The 22,622-nt window shown below is 38.0% G+C and carries 22 protein-coding genes; 5 read left to right on the top strand and 17 right to left on the bottom strand.

The features are described 5' to 3' along the window. Positions 1–82: 82 nt before the first annotated feature. Positions 83–277: a hypothetical protein gene (locus H6614_00450; GenBank protein MCB9242123.1), complete on the top strand. Its 195-nt coding sequence runs from the start codon at positions 83–85 to the stop codon at positions 275–277. Here the strand turns inward: H6614_00450 and H6614_00445 are convergent, their stop codons facing one another. From H6614_00445 to H6614_00400, 10 genes are all read right to left on the bottom strand, one after another. Then, positions 278–1,471: a hypothetical protein gene (locus H6614_00445; GenBank protein ID MCB9242122.1), complete on the bottom strand. Its 1,194-nt coding sequence runs from the start codon at positions 1,469–1,471 to the stop codon at positions 278–280. Positions 1,472–1,483: 12 nt separating this feature from the next. After that, positions 1,484–1,888, bottom strand: coding sequence for a hypothetical protein (locus H6614_00440; GenBank protein MCB9242121.1), 405 nt, complete (start codon positions 1,886–1,888; stop codon positions 1,484–1,486). 11 nt (positions 1,889–1,899) lie between these two features. Beyond that, the gene (locus H6614_00435; protein MCB9242120.1) at positions 1,900–2,919 is read right to left on the bottom strand and encodes an aminopeptidase; all 1,020 of its coding nucleotides are present in this window, start codon (positions 2,917–2,919) and stop codon (positions 1,900–1,902) included. Further along, positions 2,920–4,023 (bottom strand): carboxylate-amine ligase, encoded by a 1,104-nt coding sequence (locus H6614_00430; GenBank protein ID MCB9242119.1) that lies wholly within the window; start codon positions 4,021–4,023, stop codon positions 2,920–2,922. 17 nt (positions 4,024–4,040) lie between these two features. Next, positions 4,041–4,352 (bottom strand): hypothetical protein, encoded by a 312-nt coding sequence (locus H6614_00425; protein MCB9242118.1) that lies wholly within the window; start codon positions 4,350–4,352, stop codon positions 4,041–4,043. Positions 4,353–4,367: 15 nt separating this feature from the next. Further along, positions 4,368–5,345 (bottom strand): hypothetical protein, encoded by a 978-nt coding sequence (locus H6614_00420; protein ID MCB9242117.1) that lies wholly within the window; start codon positions 5,343–5,345, stop codon positions 4,368–4,370. 91 nt (positions 5,346–5,436) lie between these two features. Beyond that, positions 5,437–6,276 carry a GMP synthase gene (locus tag H6614_00415; GenBank protein ID MCB9242116.1) on the bottom strand — a complete coding sequence of 280 codons (840 nt, stop codon included), beginning with the start codon at positions 6,274–6,276 and terminating at the stop codon, positions 5,437–5,439. A 26-nt stretch (positions 6,277–6,302) separates the two neighbouring features. Then, positions 6,303–7,493 carry a homogentisate 1,2-dioxygenase gene (locus H6614_00410; GenBank protein ID MCB9242115.1) on the bottom strand — a complete coding sequence of 397 codons (1,191 nt, stop codon included), beginning with the start codon at positions 7,491–7,493 and terminating at the stop codon, positions 6,303–6,305. Positions 7,494–7,522: 29 nt separating this feature from the next. Beyond that, on the bottom strand, positions 7,523–8,512 hold the full coding sequence (trxB, locus tag H6614_00405; GenBank protein ID MCB9242114.1) for a thioredoxin-disulfide reductase: 990 nt from the start codon (positions 8,510–8,512) through the stop codon (positions 7,523–7,525). A gap of 10 nt (positions 8,513–8,522) precedes the next feature. Continuing rightward, positions 8,523–10,214 carry a tetratricopeptide repeat protein gene (locus H6614_00400; GenBank protein MCB9242113.1) on the bottom strand — a complete coding sequence of 564 codons (1,692 nt, stop codon included), beginning with the start codon at positions 10,212–10,214 and terminating at the stop codon, positions 8,523–8,525. Positions 10,215–10,432: 218 nt separating this feature from the next. Between H6614_00400 and H6614_00395 the strand changes: the two genes are divergently transcribed. Continuing rightward, a complete protein-coding gene (locus tag H6614_00395; GenBank protein MCB9242112.1) occupies positions 10,433–10,885 on the top strand; it encodes an NADH-quinone oxidoreductase subunit J in 453 nt (150 codons plus the stop codon). On the opposite strand, the gene H6614_00390 is transcribed toward H6614_00395, so the two are convergent. From H6614_00390 to serS, 3 genes are read right to left on the bottom strand one after another with little or no spacing between them, the layout of a single operon-like run. Continuing rightward, complete coding sequence (locus H6614_00390) at positions 10,886–11,446, bottom strand: hypothetical protein (GenBank protein ID MCB9242111.1); 561 nt, start codon at positions 11,444–11,446, stop codon at positions 10,886–10,888. It lies immediately after the preceding gene. A 1-nt stretch (position 11,447) separates the two neighbouring features. After that, complete coding sequence (locus H6614_00385) at positions 11,448–13,103, bottom strand: glycosyltransferase family 39 protein (GenBank protein ID MCB9242110.1); 1,656 nt, start codon at positions 13,101–13,103, stop codon at positions 11,448–11,450. Then, entirely contained in the window at positions 13,103–14,383 is a 1,281-nt protein-coding gene (serS, locus tag H6614_00380) for a serine--tRNA ligase (protein MCB9242109.1), read from the bottom strand. The genes H6614_00385 and serS overlap by 1 nt, the downstream gene beginning before the upstream one ends. A 90-nt stretch (positions 14,384–14,473) precedes the next feature. Between serS and H6614_00375 the strand changes: the two genes are divergently transcribed. Beyond that, positions 14,474–15,808, top strand: a complete 1,335-nt coding sequence (locus H6614_00375; protein MCB9242108.1) for a cytochrome P450 — start codon at positions 14,474–14,476, stop codon at positions 15,806–15,808. Continuing rightward, a complete protein-coding gene (locus H6614_00370) occupies positions 15,805–16,584 on the top strand; it encodes a 2-oxo acid dehydrogenase subunit E2 (protein MCB9242107.1) in 780 nt (259 codons plus the stop codon). The genes H6614_00375 and H6614_00370 overlap by 4 nt, the downstream gene beginning before the upstream one ends. On the opposite strand, the gene rfbD is transcribed toward H6614_00370, so the two are convergent. Together rfbD and H6614_00360 are read right to left on the bottom strand one after the other, a co-directional pair. Further along, entirely contained in the window at positions 16,581–17,462 is an 882-nt protein-coding gene (gene rfbD, locus H6614_00365; GenBank protein ID MCB9242106.1) for a dTDP-4-dehydrorhamnose reductase, read from the bottom strand. The two genes, H6614_00370 and rfbD, sit on opposite strands and share 4 nt — an antisense overlap. 22 nt (positions 17,463–17,484) lie before the next feature. Continuing rightward, positions 17,485–18,423: a carbohydrate kinase family protein gene (locus tag H6614_00360; protein MCB9242105.1), complete on the bottom strand. Its 939-nt coding sequence runs from the start codon at positions 18,421–18,423 to the stop codon at positions 17,485–17,487. Positions 18,424–18,594: 171 nt separating this feature from the next. Between H6614_00360 and H6614_00355 the strand changes: the two genes are divergently transcribed. Further along, on the top strand, positions 18,595–19,509 hold the full coding sequence (locus H6614_00355; GenBank protein MCB9242104.1) for a DUF4835 family protein: 915 nt from the start codon (positions 18,595–18,597) through the stop codon (positions 19,507–19,509). A 6-nt stretch (positions 19,510–19,515) separates the two neighbouring features. Here the strand turns inward: H6614_00355 and H6614_00350 are convergent, their stop codons facing one another. Together H6614_00350 and H6614_00345 are read right to left on the bottom strand one after the other, a co-directional pair. After that, entirely contained in the window at positions 19,516–21,300 is a 1,785-nt protein-coding gene (locus tag H6614_00350) for an SLC13 family permease (GenBank protein MCB9242103.1), read from the bottom strand. 35 nt (positions 21,301–21,335) lie between these two features. Beyond that, complete coding sequence (locus H6614_00345; GenBank protein ID MCB9242102.1) at positions 21,336–22,532, bottom strand: potassium/proton antiporter; 1,197 nt, start codon at positions 22,530–22,532, stop codon at positions 21,336–21,338. Between the last annotated feature and the right edge of the window lie 90 nt (positions 22,533–22,622).

Genomic DNA, 22,622 nt, shown 5'->3' with positions numbered 1-22,622 from the left:
ATATAACAATTACCACAGCCTTCGTAAACTAAACAAAACGAGTGAAGCTATAACTACCATTTTGCCAATTAAAAAGCAAATTATGGCGGACTCTCAATCAACATCAATCTATATCCATTTTAATGGAAAGGAAATATCTATCGAATTAGATGAAGATCTTAAGGAAAAAATAGTGTCTATTCTAAAATGTGAATATAAGAAATGTGACCTAAGAAAAGTGGAGGATATGACTATTGCGTCTGATTATTACGAGATATCAATAAAGAAATTAAAATGATCAATCCGGCTCAAAGTAGCCAATGCTTGAACCGACCCAAGTTTTGTTTTTATTGAAATCTACTCCCATCATTTTCCCTTTGCCCAGCCTTACAAGGTTTATAACGGGAATATAGGTTTCTTTTTCTTTATCCCATATCATCATAATTCTTATTTCAGCTTTTGCCGGGATATCCATTGTTTCAATGACCGGGGTATACTCTATCTTCTTTTGTAATATATATGATGATTTATCGTATATTGCATCAAGAATCTCGGGTGTAACGTCAAATACTACACCACTTCCAGCAAAAGAAAACAATGGTTTTAAAATATAATTTTCAAGATCAGGTGGATATTCAGTAAAATCACTTAGGAATTCCGCTTCCGGTACAACTTCACTCTTTAGAAAAGGAAGTGAGTATTTGCTGATCTTAAAAAACCAATTTGGGTGAGGTACCCATTTTACATCGAGATCATCCTGGAATCTGAATTTATAATCAATATCTTTTCTTGCTAAGAGCTCATCAAAGATAACCCTGTTATAGATTCTTTCTATAGGAATTTTCTTCCCATTCTTATTGTAAAACAGTTTTCGATCTTCCTTTATTACGTCAGAAATACAAACGTGATTAATCCCAAGCATCCTTTCAGTCATTACAAAATCAATGTACGTTTTTTGTTTTTGGGGCTCTATTTCAAGCAGAATAACATTCTCATCAGGTGTATCACCTACTATTGTTTCTCTCATTTTAGCAATATAGCCTTCTTCATCTAATCCGCTGAAATAATTTTCCATTTCTCCCGGGATGTCAAAAAACTCTCGGTATTCCCTGTTCAATAAAAGCTGATAAAAATATAGAGAAGGAAACCCCTGCATCTCAATCAGCTTTGGGACAAGATTCCCATCATCGTCCTTACATATTGCAAAATCTATTGAGAGAGTTTCAGTATAAGGAGTTTCATTAGGAACCATCAAAATAGAAGGGACAGCTTTATCTACTTTGCTTAAGTAATCACTTCTTGTTAATGTGCCTACAATGTCATCTATGCCTTTAAATATTCTCTTTTTCAGATCATTTGGTAAAAAAATTGGTGTTTCAGCTATTCGAAACTCTATCTTTGTACCGTTTTTCCGGTTCAGGTCTTCAATAAATTCATTATATCTAGTTTCGGAAAACTCTCTGTTATATTTATCCCTAAGTTCTTTTATCATGCGCAACCGATATTACGGTGATGTAGTAAAACTCCAAATTGGACCATCGGTATATAGACCATGGTTATCTTTAGCAACAACTTTCCAGTAAAATTTTGTATTAGCCGCAACAATTCCGACATATAAAGTTTTAGATAATTGTTCATTTGAAATAATGGTATTCGGAGGATTAGATATTCCAGCATAAATATCATAGCTAACTGTGTCAGAGGGATCGGGGTCAGAGCAATTCCATGATAAAGTCAAGTTTCTATTAACTCCCGTTGCAGCATCGGATGGGTTAGGATCTGAAGGTGTATTGGGATTATGATTTCCTCCTGATTGCGTCCCCGTTACATCATTGCCTTCGTCTTTATTGCAGGAGCATAAAGAAAGACCCAAGAATAATAAAACTAAAAAACCGAATTTAGCTTTCATATATCAGTATTTTAAATTAGGAACTCCCCATTTTCCATTACTTTTTTATCATCAGCCCAAATATCGAATTGTGTACCTACACAATCGATATGGGTGGAGGAAGACCAGTTAGCGCCTGTATGCTCTGAGTATGGATGTCCAAAGGCCATATGTATACTTGGCAGCTTTTCATCCTGTAAAATATTTCCTATTACTCCATTTAAGGCAATATTTGTTCCTATAGCAAACTCCCCTACTCTGTTACTGTTTTCGTCGGTCATTGTATAATCCGTAAACTCTTTTAACAGCTCTTCGTTATCGCAGGCTAATTTTACTATTCTTGAATCCTGTATATCAATATACAGTGGTGTTTCATTCAAATCACCGTATTTTCTGCAAAGATAATCTCCAACAACTCCATCCACAACAAAATGTCCGTTTACAGTAAATGGCGAAGTAAATATTTCACCGCCTGGAAGATTTCCCCATTTATTTACACTTATAAGGCCACTGGTTTTTAACCATTTCAGTTTTGGTGAAAATTCAGCAGTAATGTCTGTTCCGCCTTTTGAGGTAGCTTTTATTATTTTTGCTTTTGAGGCAATATCGATAAGCCTGGTGCTAATATCATCCACTTTAAGGAAATCCGCACGCATTCCTTCTTTCATAATTGCTTCGGTAATATTGACCATGTGCGCGTGCCTAATCCTGTACTGATCGACGACCGCTGTCATCTGTACCCGCGACTGTAATTCTCCCTGTTGAGCCTGTGCCGCAAAGATACTAACATTAGATTTTGAAAGATGATCGAGTATATCGTGAGGCATGTATTTTGTTGGCCTGTTCACATAATCTTCCAGAACAAATACTTTATATTCAGAGCCGACTTTATCGAGTTCAGCTGAGAGGGACGCTGCAATACCAAGGGATTCGGAATCAGTAATAACCGTAACTCTTTCTTCGGGTTTAACTCTCAAGCAAATATTTACAGCGTTGTATGCTCCCTCCGAAAGCTCCGTATCAAAATCAATTTCCGTAATGTCTATAGCCATCTAATCCAGATCCAATCCTATATATGTTTGTTCTATTATGTAGTCCACAACTTTTTTAAGATTCTTTGTTTCATTATAAACATTTAACTGTCTGTCGGCACCGGTTCCTTCCTCCAGAATCTTGAAAATATAACTAACTTCTTCTCTACTATCTAATTCATCCACAACATCGTCTATAAAATCAAGCAATTCATGGGCAAGAGAAATGAAATTTACCTCTTCTTGCTTACCAAAATCTATAAGCTTACCACCAATCCCATACCTTGAAGCTCTCCATTTATTTTCGTTAATTAACCCTCTGCGGTATATTCTGAATCCAAGGTTTTGCTGGATGAGTTTGTGCAGCTTCACTACAACAGCCTGTATTAATGCAGCTAGCGCAATAGTCTCGTCAACTCTCATCACAACATCACAAACTCGGAATTCCAATGTGTCAAAAAACGGATGTAGACGTATATCCCACCAGACTTTCTTGGCGTTATCTATACAATTGGTTTTAATGAGGAGATTTATAAAGTTATCGTGATCGGCAACACTGGAGAAGTAATCAGGAATGCCGGTGCGGGGAAATTTATCAAAAACCTTTACCCTGTAAGACTTAAATCCTGTATCTCTTCCCAGCCAGAATGGTGAATTAGTAGATAACGCGAATATGTGCGGAATAAAATACCGTGCTGCGTTCATGATCTGAATTCCAAGCTCTCTGTTTTGAATTCCGACGTGAACATGAAGTCCAAAAATAAGATTAGCTCTCGCGACTTCCCTCATCTCGTTCACTATCTCTTCGTACCGCGGGTTTTCGGTTATGAGAACATCTTTCCAGTGTGTGAAAGGATGTGTGCCTGCAGCGGCGATCTTTAAACCACTATTGGCTGCCAGTTTAGCAACCGATGTTCTCATATTTATAACTTCCTCACGTGCTTCTTTAATATCTTTGCAGATATTCGTACCTATCTCGACAACGGACCTGTGCATTTCCGGTTTCAGCTTCTCCTTCAAATTTTCATCCGAGCTGTCAAATATCTGCTGGACGTGAGAATGCAATTCCCGTGATTCAGGATCAACTATCTGAAATTCCTCCTCTATTCCTAATGTATAGAGCATATTTTTATTTACTGCGTTTAAAGGTTACTTTTATGCTGCAACAAAATGATCCACGGTATGATTTCTGCAATCTCAAGCAAATCCGTTTTGCTCCAACTATCATCCGCGAATTTATTCCTTATTTCAGCTTCATCATTTGCATCAATTATAAGTGTAGTCTCACCATTTTTACCAGTTGGGCCACCTAACAGAACGAATCCCTCTTCAGCCAAACCGTTCATAAACTGTGCATGTTCATTCCAGCCTTCCTGTTGGTATAGATCTTTTTCATAATTCCATGCCTTTCCACCTTTTCTTTTGACAATAAATAATTTTCTATAGTCTTTCATACTTACACATGAGCATCATGCCAACGTTTTAAAAGGAATATCATTTGAATATGTCCTTATAAAATCCCCCCAAGTAAGATTATTCATACCGTCTTTATGACGTAATGCTCTTCTTATTGCCATATCTGCCGCTGCTTCGACCACCCATTCAAAATTCTCTGTCCCGACAGAATTTAGATCAGCATCGGGCGCCGGGTTACAAAAGTCAATCGCGATCGGAATGCCATCTCTTACGGCAAATTCAACGGTATTAAAATCGTACCCGAGTCCGTTATTCAAAATAAGAACATATTCATGAATCTTTTCAAGCAGAGCCGGGTCCGTATGCACTTCATCAGTGATATAACGGAGATGGTGCGGGTTCCTAGGTTCATATGGCATTATCTTTACATCGCGCCTGTCAATACAATAACATCTGAAATATGATTCGAACTTTATCTCCTCCTGAAGCATCATCACAAGGTCACCTGTTTCTTCATATTTCTCAAAAAAGTCTTCTGGGCTTTCGACTTTGTAAACGCTTTTCCAGCCGCCACCGGAAAAGGGTTTAAAATAAGCTGGAAATCCAATATAATTGAATATCCCTTCCCAATCGAGGGGGAATTCAAGATTTCTGAACGATTCTGCGCTGGTATCCTGGGGATTTTTATTTGACGGGAGTAATACGGTCTTTGGAACCGGGACTCCCAACCTTACGGCAAGGGCATTATTAAAAAACTTTTCGTCGGCGCTCCACCAAAAGGGATTATTCAAAACGGCTGTTCCAGTAATTGCCTCATTCTTCAGGTATCCCCTGTAGAAAGGTACATCATGGGAAATCCTATCCAGAATAACAGCATACCCTGTGGGTTCAGATTGTATAACTTTATTTATTTTTACAAATTCCGCATATATATCATCAATCCCCATCTCACGAAGTTTAGTATTTACTCTGTCCACAAATGCAGGTGGAAAAGTGTTTTCCTGACCAAATAATATACCAATTTTTTTCATTAAGCTATTATATATTTATATGTTTAATAATCATAGGAGAGAAATCAAAAGGTAATTTAACTAAAATAGAATTGAGTATAAAGGAAACAAATTATGCAGGAAGTTCTTCTAGTCTTAGACTGCCGATAGCGTTGAAAAGAAACTCAGGTAACACAGTTTCTCTCGTTAAAGAAATATTATCAGGATTTTCCAGGTGAGCAATCATATCAAAATAGGTCTTTTCGTCGTATTCATCCACAACCTGTTGTTTTCTCTCCGGCTGTCTAAAGTGGTGATACATGCTAGGAGGATCTGCCTCAGGATGAAATTGTGTGCCTACAATTTCCGGAGAGATACGAACAGCCATGATAGCTCTTTTATCTGGATATTTCTCCCGTATCCTTTCAATGGCAAGTAGTTTCGCACCCAAATCATCGAAAACCTTCTTATCAGGATAAAGGACCTGCCATTCTCTAAAATCAGCACCGTAGAATGGATTTGGAAGAGGACCAAATAAAGGATCCATTTCGCCCTGAGTAGTTTTAAAAATGGGAAATATACCGAACGCCCGGTTCTCCCGCTTAACTATTTCGGCAAGCTGGAAATACCTGCACATCATCTGGAACGAATGACATATAAAGAAAATAAACTTCTTACCAGCTCCGAAAGTATCATTATTCTGCATGATCTTATCAAGAAGGTTAAAGTAATTCTTCTCCCATTCCTGCCCTTCACCAGAGAAAGGGCTTCCGGGACCGCCTGATGAAATGTAAATGTCATAATCTAAACCGGGTAGTTCATTGTCGGCGCGAGTATTGAATCTTTTATATTCAAGGGGAATCTCCTGAACTTTGCAGTCGGTAGCATTAAGGATATCCATAATACAACGCATACCCTGATTGGGTTCGTTGTCGTATAGATCTATTATTGCAGCTTTTACAGGATGTATCAAATATTCATGGAAATTTATTTATTAATCTAACCGGATGTTTCATCATCCACGAGCTGTTGTAATTCTTCCCTCCAGCTAAGGTAATAACTTGGGTCATTAATGGTTTCTGCAAACTTTGCCAGCTTAACAGGACGGAAAGTATCAAGCATAACAGCGGTCTCCTTCGTTTCCTTTGCTCCTAGCGCTTTCTCTACAGTGCCGGGATGAGGACCGTGAGGTATTCCGTTTGGATGAAGACTGATCGACCCGAATTCTACACCTTTTCTGCTGGAGAAGTTACCATCCACATAATACAGCATTTCATCCGAATCAACGTTGCTGTGGTTATAAGGAATTGGCACAGCATCCGGATGATAATCAAGCATCCTTGGCATGAACGAACAAATTACAAATCCAGGACCCGCAAATGTCTGGTGTATCGGAGGAGGCATATGGATCTTTCCGGTTATAGGCATAAAATCGTTTATATTAAATATCCACGGATAATAGAATCCGTCCCATCCGACTACATCGAACGGATGAAAATCATAATGTATGGATACTACTTTCTCGCCCTTCTTAACTTTTACAACAAAATCACCTTTCTCGTCAATCGTGACCAGTTCTGTCGGAGGATGTATATCCCGTTCGCAGAACGGTGAGTGTTCGAGAAGCTGACCAAACTGGTTTCTATACCTGCTCGGAGTTCTTATTGGACCATTTGCTTCAAATATCAACAGTCTAGGCTGTGTATCAAAGTTTAGTCTGTAAATGACACTTCGCGGGATAACGATATAATCACCTTCCTTGTATGGAAGATAACCAAGATTTGTCTCAAGCACACCCTGTCCTTCATGGACAAAAATCACCTCATCCGCCATAGCGTTTTTGTAAAAGTAATTCATCTTGTCCGATGGCCTGCAAACCGTCATGACAAAGTCGTTATTATACATTATCGGTTTTCTGCCAGTAAGGACATCGCCCTGTGGCTCGAGTTCCTTTGTCCTGAAGTGGTAAGGACGAAGAGATGACTCGTCCCACTCCTGTATAACGATCCTTTCGACCTTATCATCTATACCTTCTATCCTTGCGGGTGAATTGATGTGATAAGCATTTGTATAAATGCTATCAAATCCTATAGTTGAAAATAGTTCTTCCTTGTATAGAGAACCGTCGGGCTGTCTGAACTGAGTATGTCTCTTCTGTGGGATCTCTCCCATTTTATAATAATACGGCATATCTTTATAATTTAATTTACTGCCTTATTTTAGCTTTGTGCTTCATGCTTTGCTGCGTGTTCCAGTTTTTCTAGATACCTCTCTGCATCGATTGCGGCCATACATCCTGTACCGGCAGCAGTTATAGCCTGTCTGTAAATACTGTCCTGTGCATCACCACATGCAAAAATTCCAGGGATATTTGTCTCGCTAGAAGATTTCTTTGTAATAATATAGCCCACATCGTCCATATCCAGCTGTCCATCAAATATTTGTGTATTTGGCTGGTGTCCGATCGCGATAAATACTCCCTCGACGTCCATTTCACTTTCCTCACCGGTCTTTGTGTGCTTTAGTTTAATTCCGGTAACGGTTTTTTTCTCTCCTTCAGTCTTCCCCATCACTTCATCAATAACTGTATTAAATAAAAATTTGATCTTAGGATTATTAAGAGCTCTTTCCTGCATAATTTTGGATGCTCTCAGTTCTTCTCTTCTATGAATCACGGTAACTTCGCTAGCGTGCTTTGTAAGGTAAACAGCTTCTTCCATAGCTGTGTCACCACCGCCAACAACTACAACACGCTGGTTTCTAAAGAAAAACCCATCGCAAGTGGCACATGCCGAAACACCGTATCCCATAAAATAATTTTCTGAATCCAGTCCAAGAAGCTTTGCGCTGGCACCCGTTGATACGATCACCGAATCTGCAGTGTAAATCGTTCCATCATCTGCTGTTAGCTTAAAAGGTCTGTTTAAAAAATCCACTTCCTTGATATATCTGTATATCGACTTAGTTCCAAATCTGTGCACCTGTTTTCTCATAACATCCATCAATTCAGGTCCCATGATCCCGTGTTCAAACCCCGGATAATTTTCAACATCTGTTGTAATCATTAATTGTCCCCCGGGTTGATTACCCTCGAACATTATCGGATCTAAGTTAGCCCGCGCTGTATAAAGAGCTGCAGTAAATCCAGCCGGTCCTGAACCAATTATAATCACCTTATGATGATTTGTGTGATTTGTTGAATCTGACATTTAACTTATTTTAACTATTATTTGAAATTTTACTTTTAATCCTCTCATCGCTGGGGCTCAGTTCGAGAGCTTTTCGCCAGTATATAAGTGCATTATCTTTTTCACCCATTTCTTTATATACATCACCGAGATGGTCATTTACTACAGCACTGCCTCCATTTATCTCAAGCGACTTGCGAATGTATTTAACAGCAAGTTTATATTTTTTTAGCTTAAAATAAATCCATCCTATAGTATCTAAATATGACGCGTTTTCCGGTTCAATATCAATTGCTAACTTAGCCATTTCAAGTGCTTTATCCAGTTTTTCACCCCGCTCAGATAAATTATATGCATAGTTATTTAATATTAGAGGGTTATTGGGATCTAACTTTAATGCTTTTTCATATGCTAAGTTAGATTCGTCATATTTACCAATACTGTTATATGCGAGAGCGAGGGCAGAAAGCACATTAATATCGGCGGAATTATTTTTTGCAGCTCTCTCATAATAGGTAACTGCTTCAGATGTCTTACCTCCCGCCTGTAGGGTTAAGCCCAGCAGGTAATTCAAACGAAAATCCTGCTCATCCTTTGAAATACCTTCTCGTAATATTCTCTCTGCTTCTTCATTCTTTCCCTTATTATAGTATGTCAACCCGATCTGTACATAAGCGTCCAGGGATGTATCTGCAACCTGAATAGCTTTTGAAAATTCGTCATTTGACATGGATTGATTATTTTCTTCCATGTATATAGTACCAAGATAATAATACGGAAGCCACTCAGCAGGATAATTACTCTGCAAGTTTGAAAAAATATTTTTTGCGATGTTAAGTGAATTAACATCGTTAGTTATCTGGTTAAAATAGAGCTCCCCAACCTGGAGTTTTTCTCTAAAAGTTAAAGAATCTTTACCTATAAGATCACCAAATTTCTTGAATGCTTTATCAGTCTCATCCTGATAAAAGTATATCTTAACCAACTCAGTCTGCATGTCACGGTTATTTGGATTAAGCCTAATTAGCTCCTCATAAATATCTTTTGCTTCTTGAAATTTGTTTTGTCGAATATACAACATAGCAAGCTGTTCTATTATCTCAGAATCATATGGATCGAGTTGTAACACAGCTTTAAGCATGTCTGCACATTTATCATATTCTTTATATCCATAATAAATCTCATACATCCTTCTCAGAACATCATAGTCGTAACCAATTCTGTCGGTTATTTTTTCATATATAACGATTGCTTTCGATGGCTGGCTCAACTCCTGGTAAATACGAGCAAGGGTATAAAGCCCATAAGTATAAGTTGAATCTTTCCGCAAAATGCTTTCATATACATCAGCCGCTTTTTGAAGATTATCCAGACCAAGATATGCATTCGCCTCCTGTTCTAAATAGCTAATGTTATTAGGGTCATAATCCAACGCTTTCTGAATATTCAGGAATGATTCATTGTATTTACCGAGGTCGAAATAAAGTTCTGAGAGAGCATAGTAAATCCCGGGTGACTTATCATATTTTAATGCGGTATTGTAGTTTTCCAGGGCTTCGTAATAATTATATTTCATTTCGGCGAGCTTGCCTTTGATAAAAAGCTGTTCTGCTTTTTCTTTATTGGGTGTGATTTCATCAGATTCATCAAAATCTCCTCCACCTGAACATCCTGAGGTCAATACAACGAGTGTAAATAACAGGTATGTTATTGATATTTTCACATTTTTAGGCATAATCTCAAGTATAAAAATAAACTTTACCTCTTCAATTTACAACGCAGTTTTAAGTGCAAAAGTTACAATTCCGTCAAAAAGACGGATTTTTAAATTACACTTTTTGATTTAATAAATTATATTATATAATTACTAATTTAAGAACTACAGTGTTAGAGACCATTTTATTCATTTCCTTAGGAGTCATCTCGGTATTTTCGGCAATTATGATGATTACCCGACGAAGCCCCATAAATAGTGCGTTATATCTTATTTTGAATTTTTTAACAATTGCTGGCTTTTTTCTATTGCTTAAAGCACAGTTTCTCGCTGTTATACAAGTTCTTGTTTATATGGGTGCGATAATGGTCCTTTTCTTATTTGTAATTATGCTATTAAATCTTCAAGACGAAAAGAAACTTTCCGAACAGCTTACTTACAAAAAGTTATCCGCAGTCCTGATCTCGATCCTGATGTTCAGCCTTCTTGCTTATACAGTTTATTACGGCTTCCTGGATAAATTTTCACCCCAAAGCCCTGAAGCAGTAAAGATAGGTACTGTCGAAAACCTTGGTAAGGAATTGATCTTAAATTATTCTTTCCCGTTTGAGATTGCAGCGTTCCTTCTGCTTGCAGCTATTGTAGGCGCGGTAGTACTGGCTAAAAAGAAATTCGAATAATTACGGATGCCTGTCCCAGGGCTCTACCACACCAATCGTAGATCTAACCAAATCCTCTTTTACAGCTCTTAATACTCCTGATGAGATCTCTTCATCGGTCAGCCATCTGGAATTTTCTCCATCCAAGATAAACCCAAGTATAATTTGCCTGTACTTTATGTGATCAAGATTTGCAAAGCCCGGTGTATAACTTTCTCCCGAGGGATTAGCATATTCATACCCAAATATTTCAAAAAAACGGAACTCTTCACTCTTATTATTTATTGTGTCCGCAATTAAAGAAGGCGCATCCGGTGCAGTCGAGTGTATCCAGCTAATGGCAAGTGAGATATCTCCGTATCTTTCGATTGAGAGGTTTATTTCTTCTTCTAATTTTTTATAATCAGTGTAATCGAGAAGGATAGGATCGAGATTGCCATAAAGATGCATTGTTTCACGTCTGAGAGAGTACATTTTATGAGGATTACGACCAATCACCGAAACAATATCATATTCATAGGCAAGCTGTCTACTCACTTCTCTCAGCATGCCGGTCCCTCCTATGACTAAACAATGGCTCATATTAATTCAAATACATTTCGTAACCGTGAGTCTTTTTTTTAAGCTGTGAACCTTCCGGGATAAAAAGTTTAGCATCAAATTCTTCACCCGGATTGATCTGATCTCTTTCCAGAAGGATTATATACTTTCCTTTATCCAGTCCGTGTAAAAAATTTTTAACACTTTCAGTACCGTCTTTTAGATCCAATAATTTATATTCGTACTTTCCTTTTGTGTTGAGGTCTATTCCATTAAAATAATATGAGAATTGCGGATTCATTTCGTAATTGCTTCCTATATAGATCAATTCATTACGACCGCTTTCGTCTGAAAGCTTCTTTATTTCGGCAAGTTTAAATCCATCCTCAAACATGGATATATTAAACAGATAGTAAATGTTTGCTCCAAGAAAGAAAATTACGGTAACATAAATGAATACTTTCTTTAGATCTACCCTTTCTGAGAATTTCTTTGAGAACAAGAAGAGTAGTGTCATAGCCAGTGCCAGAACAGTAAGTGTAATTATCCCCCCAACAGGAGACATTACGTAAGTTTTAATTTCATTCCTCACAGCCGGGGTCACGTACCAGAATAGATTTATTATGAAGAGTGTCAAAATTATAAACATCTCTCCTGTGCTTGATTTTCTTTCTCTAAAGAAAAATAAAACAAGTAATAAAGATGCCGGAATAAGGAACGGCATCAGGTACGTCTCTATCTTGGTTGTGAACAGTGAAATTACAACAAATCCTGATAGGAACCAGCTCCACAATAATACTTTCTTCCAATCCGGTTTTTTAAATGGGATAAAATCCCGTATTAGTGCATAAAATACTATAATACCGAACGGAATATTATTCATTATTATGCTGAAATAATAAAAGATTCCGCTTGGTTTTGCATTTCCGCCAATTCCCTCAGTAGCTCTTTTTAACAGATGGAAACCGAAAAGGTATTGGGTAAACTCATTCCCATGCTTCAAATACATATATAAATGCCAGGGTAATGCAAGGATTAACCCGATTGTGGAAAATATTACGAGATCTGAGAATCTAAACCTCCATGGGCGGGGCTGAGCGAAGAGATATATTGACAATGTAAATGGAATGAACAAGCCAAACAGGGACTTCGTCAGCATACATAAACCGAACACTACTGCTCCCCAATACAAATATTTTCTACCATTTCCATTAAGATACGTTACAATGGAATAAAAACACAGTATGAACAGGAACGTAATTGCTATATCGAACTGAAACCTCTTAGCATAAACAGAGAAAACATAAGTCGCTGAGAATATCATTGCCGAAAGGAAGCCTGCTTCGAACGAATGGATTTGTTCACCAAGTTTAATAATATACAAAACACACAGCAGCCCAAATATAAATGCGATCAATTTGAATACAACTTCATCTGTTCCAAATATACTCGTAACACCGTACCCTACCCATATAAATAACGGCGGATGTACACCCGATTCGAATCCAGCCACCGAATGACTGCTCTGGTCGAAGAAGTCACCATTAATATGGATCGAAGTTACTCGTGCCGCATACATTCCCTCATCCCAGGGCTGTATGTCAGCATTAAACATAGGAGGTATCTTTACCGCGCAAAGAAAAAGGAGTAATAAAATTACTCCCCATTTTCTTTGCGCACTATTTAGTGTAATTGTCATTACGCTTCTATTCTGTCAAAGCCGGTATATTTTCTAAGTACTTCCGGCACAGTCAGATTGCCTTTTTCATCCTGATTCGCTTCAAGCAAAGCAACAATAAGCCTAGACGTAGCAAGTCCGGAACCGTTAAGTATATCCACTAGCTCTGTCTTTGTTTTACCACCTTCAAGCATTTTTTTATAGCGAATCTTTGCATGCCTCGATTGGAAATCCGAGAAGTTGCTTACCGAAGAAGCTTCCAGCCACGAGTTCTCTCCATAAGACCAGACTTCAATATCATATGTTTTAGCCGATGAAAATCCAAGGTCCCCGGTGCAAAGCTCTATAACTCTGTAGTGAAGTCCAAGGGCTTCCACTATACCACAGGCATCATTGAGCATTGCCTCCAGCTGAGTGTAACTGTCTTCAGGTTTGCAGAAATTAACAAGCTCTACTTTGTTAAACTGGTGCGTCCTTAAAAAGCCTTTTGTATCTTTTCCGTAGCTCCCTGCCTCCCTGCGGAAACAGTTAGTAAACCCGCAATATCTCACCGGCAGATCATCTTCCTTGAATATCTCGTCGCGGTGAATGTTGATTATCGGTACCTCAGCAGTTGGTATAGCATATAGGTCGTCTTTCTCTATGTGATACATATCCTCTTCAAACTTTGGAACTTTCTCCGTCGCCTCCATGCTCGTCCTGTTTACAAGGATCGGCGGGATGACTTCCGTATATCCGTTTGCAATGTGGGTATCCAGCATGAAATTCCACAACGCTCTCTCAAGTGTTGCGCCTTTTCCTTTGTAAAGAGGGAATCCGCTTCCTGTTATCTTAGCTCCGCGTTCAAAATCAAGTATATCATGTAACTTCGAAAGCTCTAAATGGTCTTTTACCTTAAACTCGAAATTCTTCTTCTCCCCCCAAACACGTACCTCCACATTCTCAGTCGCGTCTTTTCCTTTCGGAACATTACCTGCCGGGATATTTGCAACATGGATAAGCTCGCTATTTATTTTATTCTCAATTTCCCTTAATTCTTCATCAAGAACCTTGATTTCGTCTGAAACTTTTCTCATCTCAGCTATTTTATCATCAGCATTCTCTTTATTCTTTTTCATCATGGCTATCTCGTCAGATACCTTATTCCTGAGTTCTTTAAGTTTCTCTGCTTTGTGAATAATTTCAAGCCTTCCCCCGTCCATCTCTAAAATCCTGTCAATAGGGGTTGTATCTTCACCCCTGGCTGTCAGGCTTTGTCTGACTATGTCAGGGGTCTCCCTTATCAATTTAATATCAAGCATAAATAAATAAATTTGTAGAGTTAATAACTTGAAAAATACTATTAATGCTTGTAACATTAAAGGAAGTTCTGCCTTAGTAAAATCTAAAAAATGAGCCTTTCATCAGACATCCCGCTGGAAATTGTATACGAACCCGAAGGTGGAGTTACCCCCGGACCGAGGAAGTATTTCTTTGGATTAAATATTCTTATACCCTATTACACTTCCTACCTGAACTTTATCCGGAAAATGCAGTCACGGTATGGAGATGTAGTCTTTTTCAAAGCCGGTAATGAAAATATTTTTCTGGTAAATGACCCCGGGTTTATTGAACACATTTTAATCACAAATCCGGATAATTATTTAAGAGGAACAGGCTTTACCCGTTTAAGAATGCTGCTTGGGGACGGTCTTCTGTCCACTGACGGAGCAATTCAGAAAAAACACAGAGCAATGATACAGCCGTCATTTCACCGGTCATCTATCGGTGGATATGTTAAACTGATCAATGATACGGTCGAAAAAGAGATTTCAAAATGGAATTCGAAAATCGATCTGCAAAACAACTCAGTAGATCTATTTCTCATCATAATATGCAGACTGCTGTTTGGAAATGCACTACCTGGTGAATTAATCCCAACCGTTAAATTCTTTGATTCACTTACCTATGATTATAAAGCATTGGTATCTATCGGAATGCCGAAACTTGCACGGAAGCTGCCGTTCACGTGGGCGAGAAATTTTTCCCGTTCTGTGGAAAATCTTGATAAGATAATATACTCTGTAATTGAAGAAAGAATGTGTACCGATAAAGGGTGTAACGACATACTTTCACTATTGCTCTCTGCACGTGATGAAAATGGAGAGGTCCTTTCGGATAAGGAAATACGTGATGAGCTTGTAACCATTCTTTTCGCCGCCTATGATACCAGCGCGCGTACTCTGACCTGGGCTTTAATACTTCTCAGTCAGAATCCATCTGTACTGGAAAATCTTCGTTCCTCTGTTGAAGAAGAATCTTCTTCATTTACAGAAATGGTTATCTCGGAGGCACTGCGGCTGTATCCACCTGCTCATTCAATTACACGTATTACAGACAAAGAGGATAGATACAAGAATCACTTTATTCCTGCGAGATCTTCAATAATAATTTCCCCTTACTTGATCCAGCGGAATGAAAGATATTTTGATCGCCCGTTAAAATTTATACCCGAGAGATGGGATTCCGTGAATAAGCCCGTAAACCGATTTACATACCTTCCTTTTGGGGCAGGGAAAAGGTCGTGCATGGGTGAAGTCTTTGCACGTATGCAGGTCAATTCCGCTCTTAGATATATATGCAACGACTATAACTTTACCATTCACGGCAAAATAAAAGAGTCGTCATCACTAACACTGAAACCATCCGGGAAAGTGACAATCAATTTAAATGCGAGGCGGACATGAAAAGCAACAATTACTCCGTCACAAAATTCCCCAAGTCACGCAATCTAATTACCGATGTTATGTGGCTCAGTAAAAAGAAAAGCCTGATACACGGTCTATGTGAAGTCAATATCTCCGGGACCAGGGAATACCTAAAAAAATATAATGACAACAAAAATCCACGTGTATCACTGCTAAGCTACTTGATATACTGCTATGCGAATAGTATGAAAGAGTTTAAAAGTTTCAATTCAATGAAAAAGGGAAACAAGATTATCACGTATAGCGCAGTAGATGTATCCGTAATAGTGGAAAGAGAACTCGACGGAGAAAAATACCCGATGAACTACATAATAAGGAATTGCGACACAAAATCTCCGGCAGAAGTCAATCAAGAATTGATCAACGCTAAGAATACACCCTTAGGGGAGATCATGTATGATAGAAAGATAAGCTTCTTCGCATCTCTTCCGGCATTTGTTAGAAGGGCAATTTTAAAATATATATCTCGAAGCCCAAAGCATTCGCGCAAATACTTCGGTACCACAGGTGTAACCTCACTTCATACGGTTATCAAAGGGCAATTTTGGGGAATGCCCGTATCTCCTGCATCAATGACCATGACGATTGGTTCTATTCACAAAAAATACACAAGGATAAACGGTAAGGTGGAGCAAGATGATTTTCTTTGTATTACAATGTCGGCTGAACACGAGCTCAACGACGGCGTGAATGGAATAAGGATGTTTAATTATATGAAAGATCTGATCGAATCCGGATATGGTCTGAAGAACTAAACCCCCAGCTGAATTTTAAGCAATCTCAAACTCTCGAGTGAATCCATCAATTTTATTCCAAGGTCCGCCTCGGCTTTCAGGACGATCAATCCTGAGTTCAGAGGTCTCGGAGCCGGCTGACTGAGATCGGAGGTAAGTATGGGTGATACAAGTTTTTTATCAAAACCGAATACCTCGCATAATTTAAGTGCAAAGTCATATCTTGACAGGATATCTTTCCCAGCAATGTTATATATCCCTGTCCTGTTTTTCTCGATTATTTTATATGTTCCGTAGGCAAGATCGTCAGCTATAGTAGAATTCCCTATCTGGTCGGTTACAATGGTTACCGGCTGTTTTTTCTTAAGAGTTTCAACAAGCCATAGTGCAAAATTCTTTTTTATACTATTGCCAATACCATAAAGAACCATTGTCCTGATAATTACATGCTCAATACCGCTTGAAATAAGGGCATTCTCGCTTGCAAGTTTTGACCTGCCGTAAAAGGAGAGCGGGTTTGGAGTGGCATCCTCAGTGTAAGGTCCGTTCTTCCCGTCAAATATGTAATCGGTTGAGAAGTGTATTATCTTTGCATCACATTTCTTGGAGGCAATAATAATGTTCTTTACACCATCAACATTCAGTCTCCAGCATAATTCCCTTTCGGTTTCGCATTTATCAACTTCCGTAAATGCAGCACAGTTAATAATAACATTGGGCTCATAATATCCGATCAGCTTTTTTACTTCCTCTTTATTCGTGATGTCTAGTTTCTCATACTTATGTCCATATTCGAGAAAAGGTTTGTCTTCCACTGAACTGGTAATAAGCTCGTAGTCAGTCTCTCTTGTAAATAATGATATTATTGCCTGACCGAGCAGCCCGTTTGCTCCGGTTATAAATACTGTTTTCAAATCCGTTCTAGCTGATTAGTTTATATAATTGATCTATGCCCTCGAGGGAAGTATTGTATGATGCCATCCTGTTTGCAAAATGAAGACTTTTACTGAGATCTTTTGACTGAGTATATTCATAAACGAAACCTGCGGCGAAAACATCACCGCAACCTGTACTATCCATAAATTCGGGATTTTCTATGGCGCTCAGATCCTTCTTGTCAATGTCTGTAAAGCTTTCACTCCCGTATGTTTTCTCTTTAGTTGTATAACATGAGACACCATTAATACCTCGTGTAATAATCACTGCTTTCACATCCCTCTTCGAATTAATAAGTACCTCTTCAGCAACCTTATATTCTTTCATTTTTTCATCAGACAGATAGGTCATTTCCGTTTCATTCATTTGTACTGTATCAGTACTCGTACACCATTCTACCCACTCCCTATTTTTTACATGCTCTCTTGTACCATCTTCATTAGTTCGCATTACAATATTGTGAATATCAATATGAATAAACCCCTTAAAGTTTGCCCGGACCTTTCTAAATGTATCGAGCCCAATATCAACTCCTGAGACCATGTTGATCAAAATTGCATCTGTACCCGGAAGCCATCTCTCAATGTCCTCATATTCGATTGGGTACGTTGGATGTGATGATGTTTCAAACCTTTCCTTTTGACTGCTATTCATAAGGCTATAATCCAAAAAAACTTTCCTGGTAGGAAATTCAACTTTCTTAATTCCTTCGGTCGAAATGTTCTTATATTGCCTGAGCAAATTCATTACATTTGAATATTCATCGGCACCCAGGTTCATTATTGGATATATCTCATCAGTATTCCTGCAAAAAACAGACATTGCTAAAAGTGAGTACAATATACCCCCATAGCTGTGAATTGTCTCACCATTATGTTTGTGTATTATGTCAATACAAGGCTCACCTACAACCAAATACTTCATATTTCTTCTATAAAAACAGCTTTTTCTCTCCCAATGAAACTTTTAAGCATAAAATTCATTTTAATAAATTCGGGAAGAAATTAACTGTAAAATATACAATTGAATTGAAAAATTAATTTAAGTAAACAAAATTAGTGTATAAGTTAAACAAACGCAATTATAATGCAAAATTTGAAGATCCTATTTATTACCATATTGCTGTTTTTATTAATGCTCCCGGCAGGATCATTTGCGCAGGACCTCGAAGCAACCGTTGATGTTAATCTAGAAGGAATAACAAATCAAGCTGATCGGGAAAGATTAAATGATTTTAAAAGGCAAGTAGAAGATTATCTTAATAGGACTAAATATCATCAAAATGCGATACCTCCTATAAAATGCACGTTCTCATTTAATTTCACTGGTACGAATGGTTTCGACCAGTACACCGCAAAGGTTATACTTTTTAGCCAGAGGGAAATCTACAGACAGAATAAACAGGACCCTATTGAGTACACTGTCACATTTAGATATATAGATGAAAGATGTACTTTTGATTATAGCAGATCTATGCAATTTGTAAAGAATGACGTGATCTTTAATTCATTCCTTAGTTTGCTTGATTACTATGCCTATATGATTGTTGGTTTTGATGAAGATTCATATTATCCAAGCGGGGGTTCTAGATATTTTCAAAAAGCACTTGACATCTGTAACAAACCAATATCCGGAGATATCAAAAACGGTTGGGCGGAAACAGGTGGCGGAAGTAAGCCATCCAGACTCCAGCTTGTACAGGAATTACTGAATACAAATTTCACTAACTTTCGGAAAGGTTATTTTGAATATTTCTGGATGGGACTGGATTCTCTTAACATCCAAAGACAAAATGCATATAGCCATATATTAAATGCTCTTGAAAAGATCGCAGCTATAAAAAAGAAGGAAGTAAGAGCTTACAATATCGATATCTTCTTTGAAGAAAAATATGAAGAGATTGGAAAGATATTCTTAGATTATGGAAATCGAAGTATTTACGACAAACTAATTCAACTTGATCCGGTTCATAGAAGCTACTACGAAGAGAAGAAAAAGGAAGCCCGCTGACGGCCGCTAGCTGAAAGGAAAGAATACAGGAATTAGTAAGGAAGCAGTAATCCAGAATATTAGATCTAGAGGGGAACCCACCTTAAAAAAATCGAAAAATCTGTATCTCCCCGCACTATATATCATTGTGTTGGTTTGATACCCAATTGGTGTCATAAAATCTGCAGAAGCGGCAAACATAACAGCTATTAAAAGCGGTTTGGCATCCAGGCCAATGCTCTGCGCGGTAAATATAGCAATAGGAGCTAGCAGCGCAACCGTTGCCGTGTTTGACATTACTGATGTAAGTATGAATGTTATGAAGTAGAAAGCAGAGACTAATAGGAATGGATTATCCGGTCCAATTGTAGAAATGATTCCTTCGGAAAAAAGCTTTGTTGCACCGGTTTTGTCAAGTGCAATCCCCAATGTAATGGCACCCGCAAGCAAGAATATCACCCTCCAATCGATGGCTTTATAAGCTTCCTCAAGGGTTATTGTTTTCATTAATACGAGCAACACACTTCCTGCAATCGCAGATACGACGATAGATGTCCACCCAAAAGCTGCTACGGTCACTACACCGGCTAATACCAAAAGTGACGGTATCATTTTCTCACGCTTATAAGTAACCACATGAATCCTATTAATAAATACAAAATCATTGCTATCATTGAAGGAAGCTAAGTTATCCTTTCTTACCTCTACAAGAAGTGCATCGCCTGCTTGCAATCTTGTGGCACCTATTTTATTTGTTACAGGTCTTCCGCCATGACGTAAACCAATTGCCATTCCTCTGTAGCGATTCCTAAAATTAGATGATTTTAAGGTTCGTCCTATAAGAAAAGAATTTGAAGATATGATCGCTTCTATTAAAATAATATCCCCAGTGACAATATCAGAATCTTTAAGCTTGTGTTCGTGCTTCCATGCAACCTCCTTTATTTCCTGCAATGCTTTGATTTTATCCAGATCTCCCGACACAACAAGCACGTCACCTTTTTCCAGTAAGGTATCAGCCCTAGGTAGAACTACCTCGTTATTTGCACGATGAATCTCAATTATTGAAACATTTGTGTCCTTTACAAGAGATGAGTTTCTAATTGTTTTCCCGACCGAATTTGCATCCGGGAGCAAAACAACTTCACTTATAAACTCCCTCAGTTCGAATGAACCCGTTAGATCTTCTTTTTTCCTTCGTTCCGGAATTAAACGTATCCCAATTAGAACCATGTACAATGTTCCTATAGCTAAAAAGACTAATCCTAACTTTGTAAACTCAAACATATGGAATGGTTCCAGACCCCTGCTACTTGCAATGGAGCTTGCTAGTATGTTTGTTGAAGTTCCAATTAATGTAGTTGTACCTCCAAAAATAGCCGCGAATGATAATGGCATTAAAAGTTTGGATCCGCTTATATTGATCTCATCACCAACTTTTAGCATAACCGGCAAAAAAACTGCTACTATTGGGGTATTATTTACAAATGCTGATGCAAAAGCTATCATTAGCATCATTATTATAATGCTAACCCAAAATCCTCTCTTCTTGAATAGCTGTATTATATATGTGCTCATCAGGTTTGCAAAACCTGTCTTTATCAAAGCCCCGCTTATAACAAACATCGCTGCAATAGTAACAGTAGCATCATTGCTGAATCCGGATACACCTTCGTCCACCGTAATAATACCCGACACCATTAATATTGTCATTATCAACAAAGCAGTAAGATCTATTGGGATCTTTTCGGTGGAGAAAAGTATCACCGCAACAACCACTAAAGCTAATACTATTATAATCTCAATATTCATATATTTCAGCTAACCACAAGATATTAAGAATTAAATTAATTTGCATCATCCTCCTTTGTGAGCCCCAGCATGCGCGCTACAGCTGGCAGAGACCATCCCTGTATAAGCACAGACGTTACAACAATAAAGAATATTATATTAAATATTTCATTTGCATCAGGAAGATTTTCGACTAAGGGATATGTTGCCAATATTATCGGTACTGCACCTTTCAAACCTACCCACGATATAAAAGTTTTCTCTTTGAGATTATATTTGGAAAACGCTAGAGAGATAAATACACTCACAGGTCTTGCCACGAAAATTATGAAAGCGGATATTGCAAGACCTATTCCCATTATAGGAGGAATCTCATATGGGAACACAAATAGCCCAAGCGTTATGAACATACATATCTGACCAAGCCAAGCGAACCCATCGAAAAACCTCATAACGGAATCTTTATAAATAAATTCCCCAGAACCAAGAACTACACCAGCAACATAAACTGCAAGGAAACCGCTTCCCCCTAATAGATCAGCAGCACCATAAACCATCGCCGCAGTACATAGAAGTAAGACCGGATAAAACCCTTCATAGCTAAGTCTAAATTTATTAAGTAGAAACAAAGTCCCTTTTCCAATAAATAAACCGGTTAAAGCACCTACCCCCATTTGCATAACAAAAAGTAATACAAGACTTAACGGGTCTAGTCCCTTCCCTGCCATTATACCAGTCACTGCAATAGTAAGAAAGACTGCCATTGGATCGTTACTTCCGGATTCAAGCTCCAATATAGGCTGTAAGTCACCTTTGAGCTTTACCTCTCTTGAGCGAATTATGCTAAAAACAGCCGATGCGTCTGTTGACGATATTATTGCGCCTATTAGCATTCCCTCCCATAATGTAAATCCTAGTACAAAATATACAAAAAGTCCTATACTGATTGCTGTAATAAGCACTCCAACAGTTGCAAGTAATGTAGCATTCTTAAACGCAGGTTTAACTACATTCCAGTTTGTATCTAATCCACCCGAGAAAAGTATATAAATCAAAGCGATTATTCCGATAGACTGTGCGAGCTCGGCATTATCAAAGTAAATCTGTCCTAACCCATCCGATCCGGCAACCATTCCTATGCTTAAGAAAAGTACTAAAGTAGGTATCCCGGCATTATCAGTAAACTTTGTAAGTACTATACTGATAATTATTAGGGCAGGTATTATTAGTAATATTAGTTCAATGTTAAGCAATTAGTCAGTAATTACTTTGAATGCGAAATTTATATTTGATATTTTATATATATTTGCGAAAAATAACTAATTCTGTGCTTAATTAATACA

The sequence above is a fragment of the Ignavibacteriales bacterium genome (assembly GCA_020635255.1).
In the GTDB taxonomy this organism is placed as follows: Bacteria; Bacteroidota; Ignavibacteria; order Tepidaquicellales; family Tepidaquicellaceae; genus JAEYVS01.
Note: the sequence above shows the minus strand (reverse complement) of the source record. Positions and strands in the feature narration are given on the sequence as shown.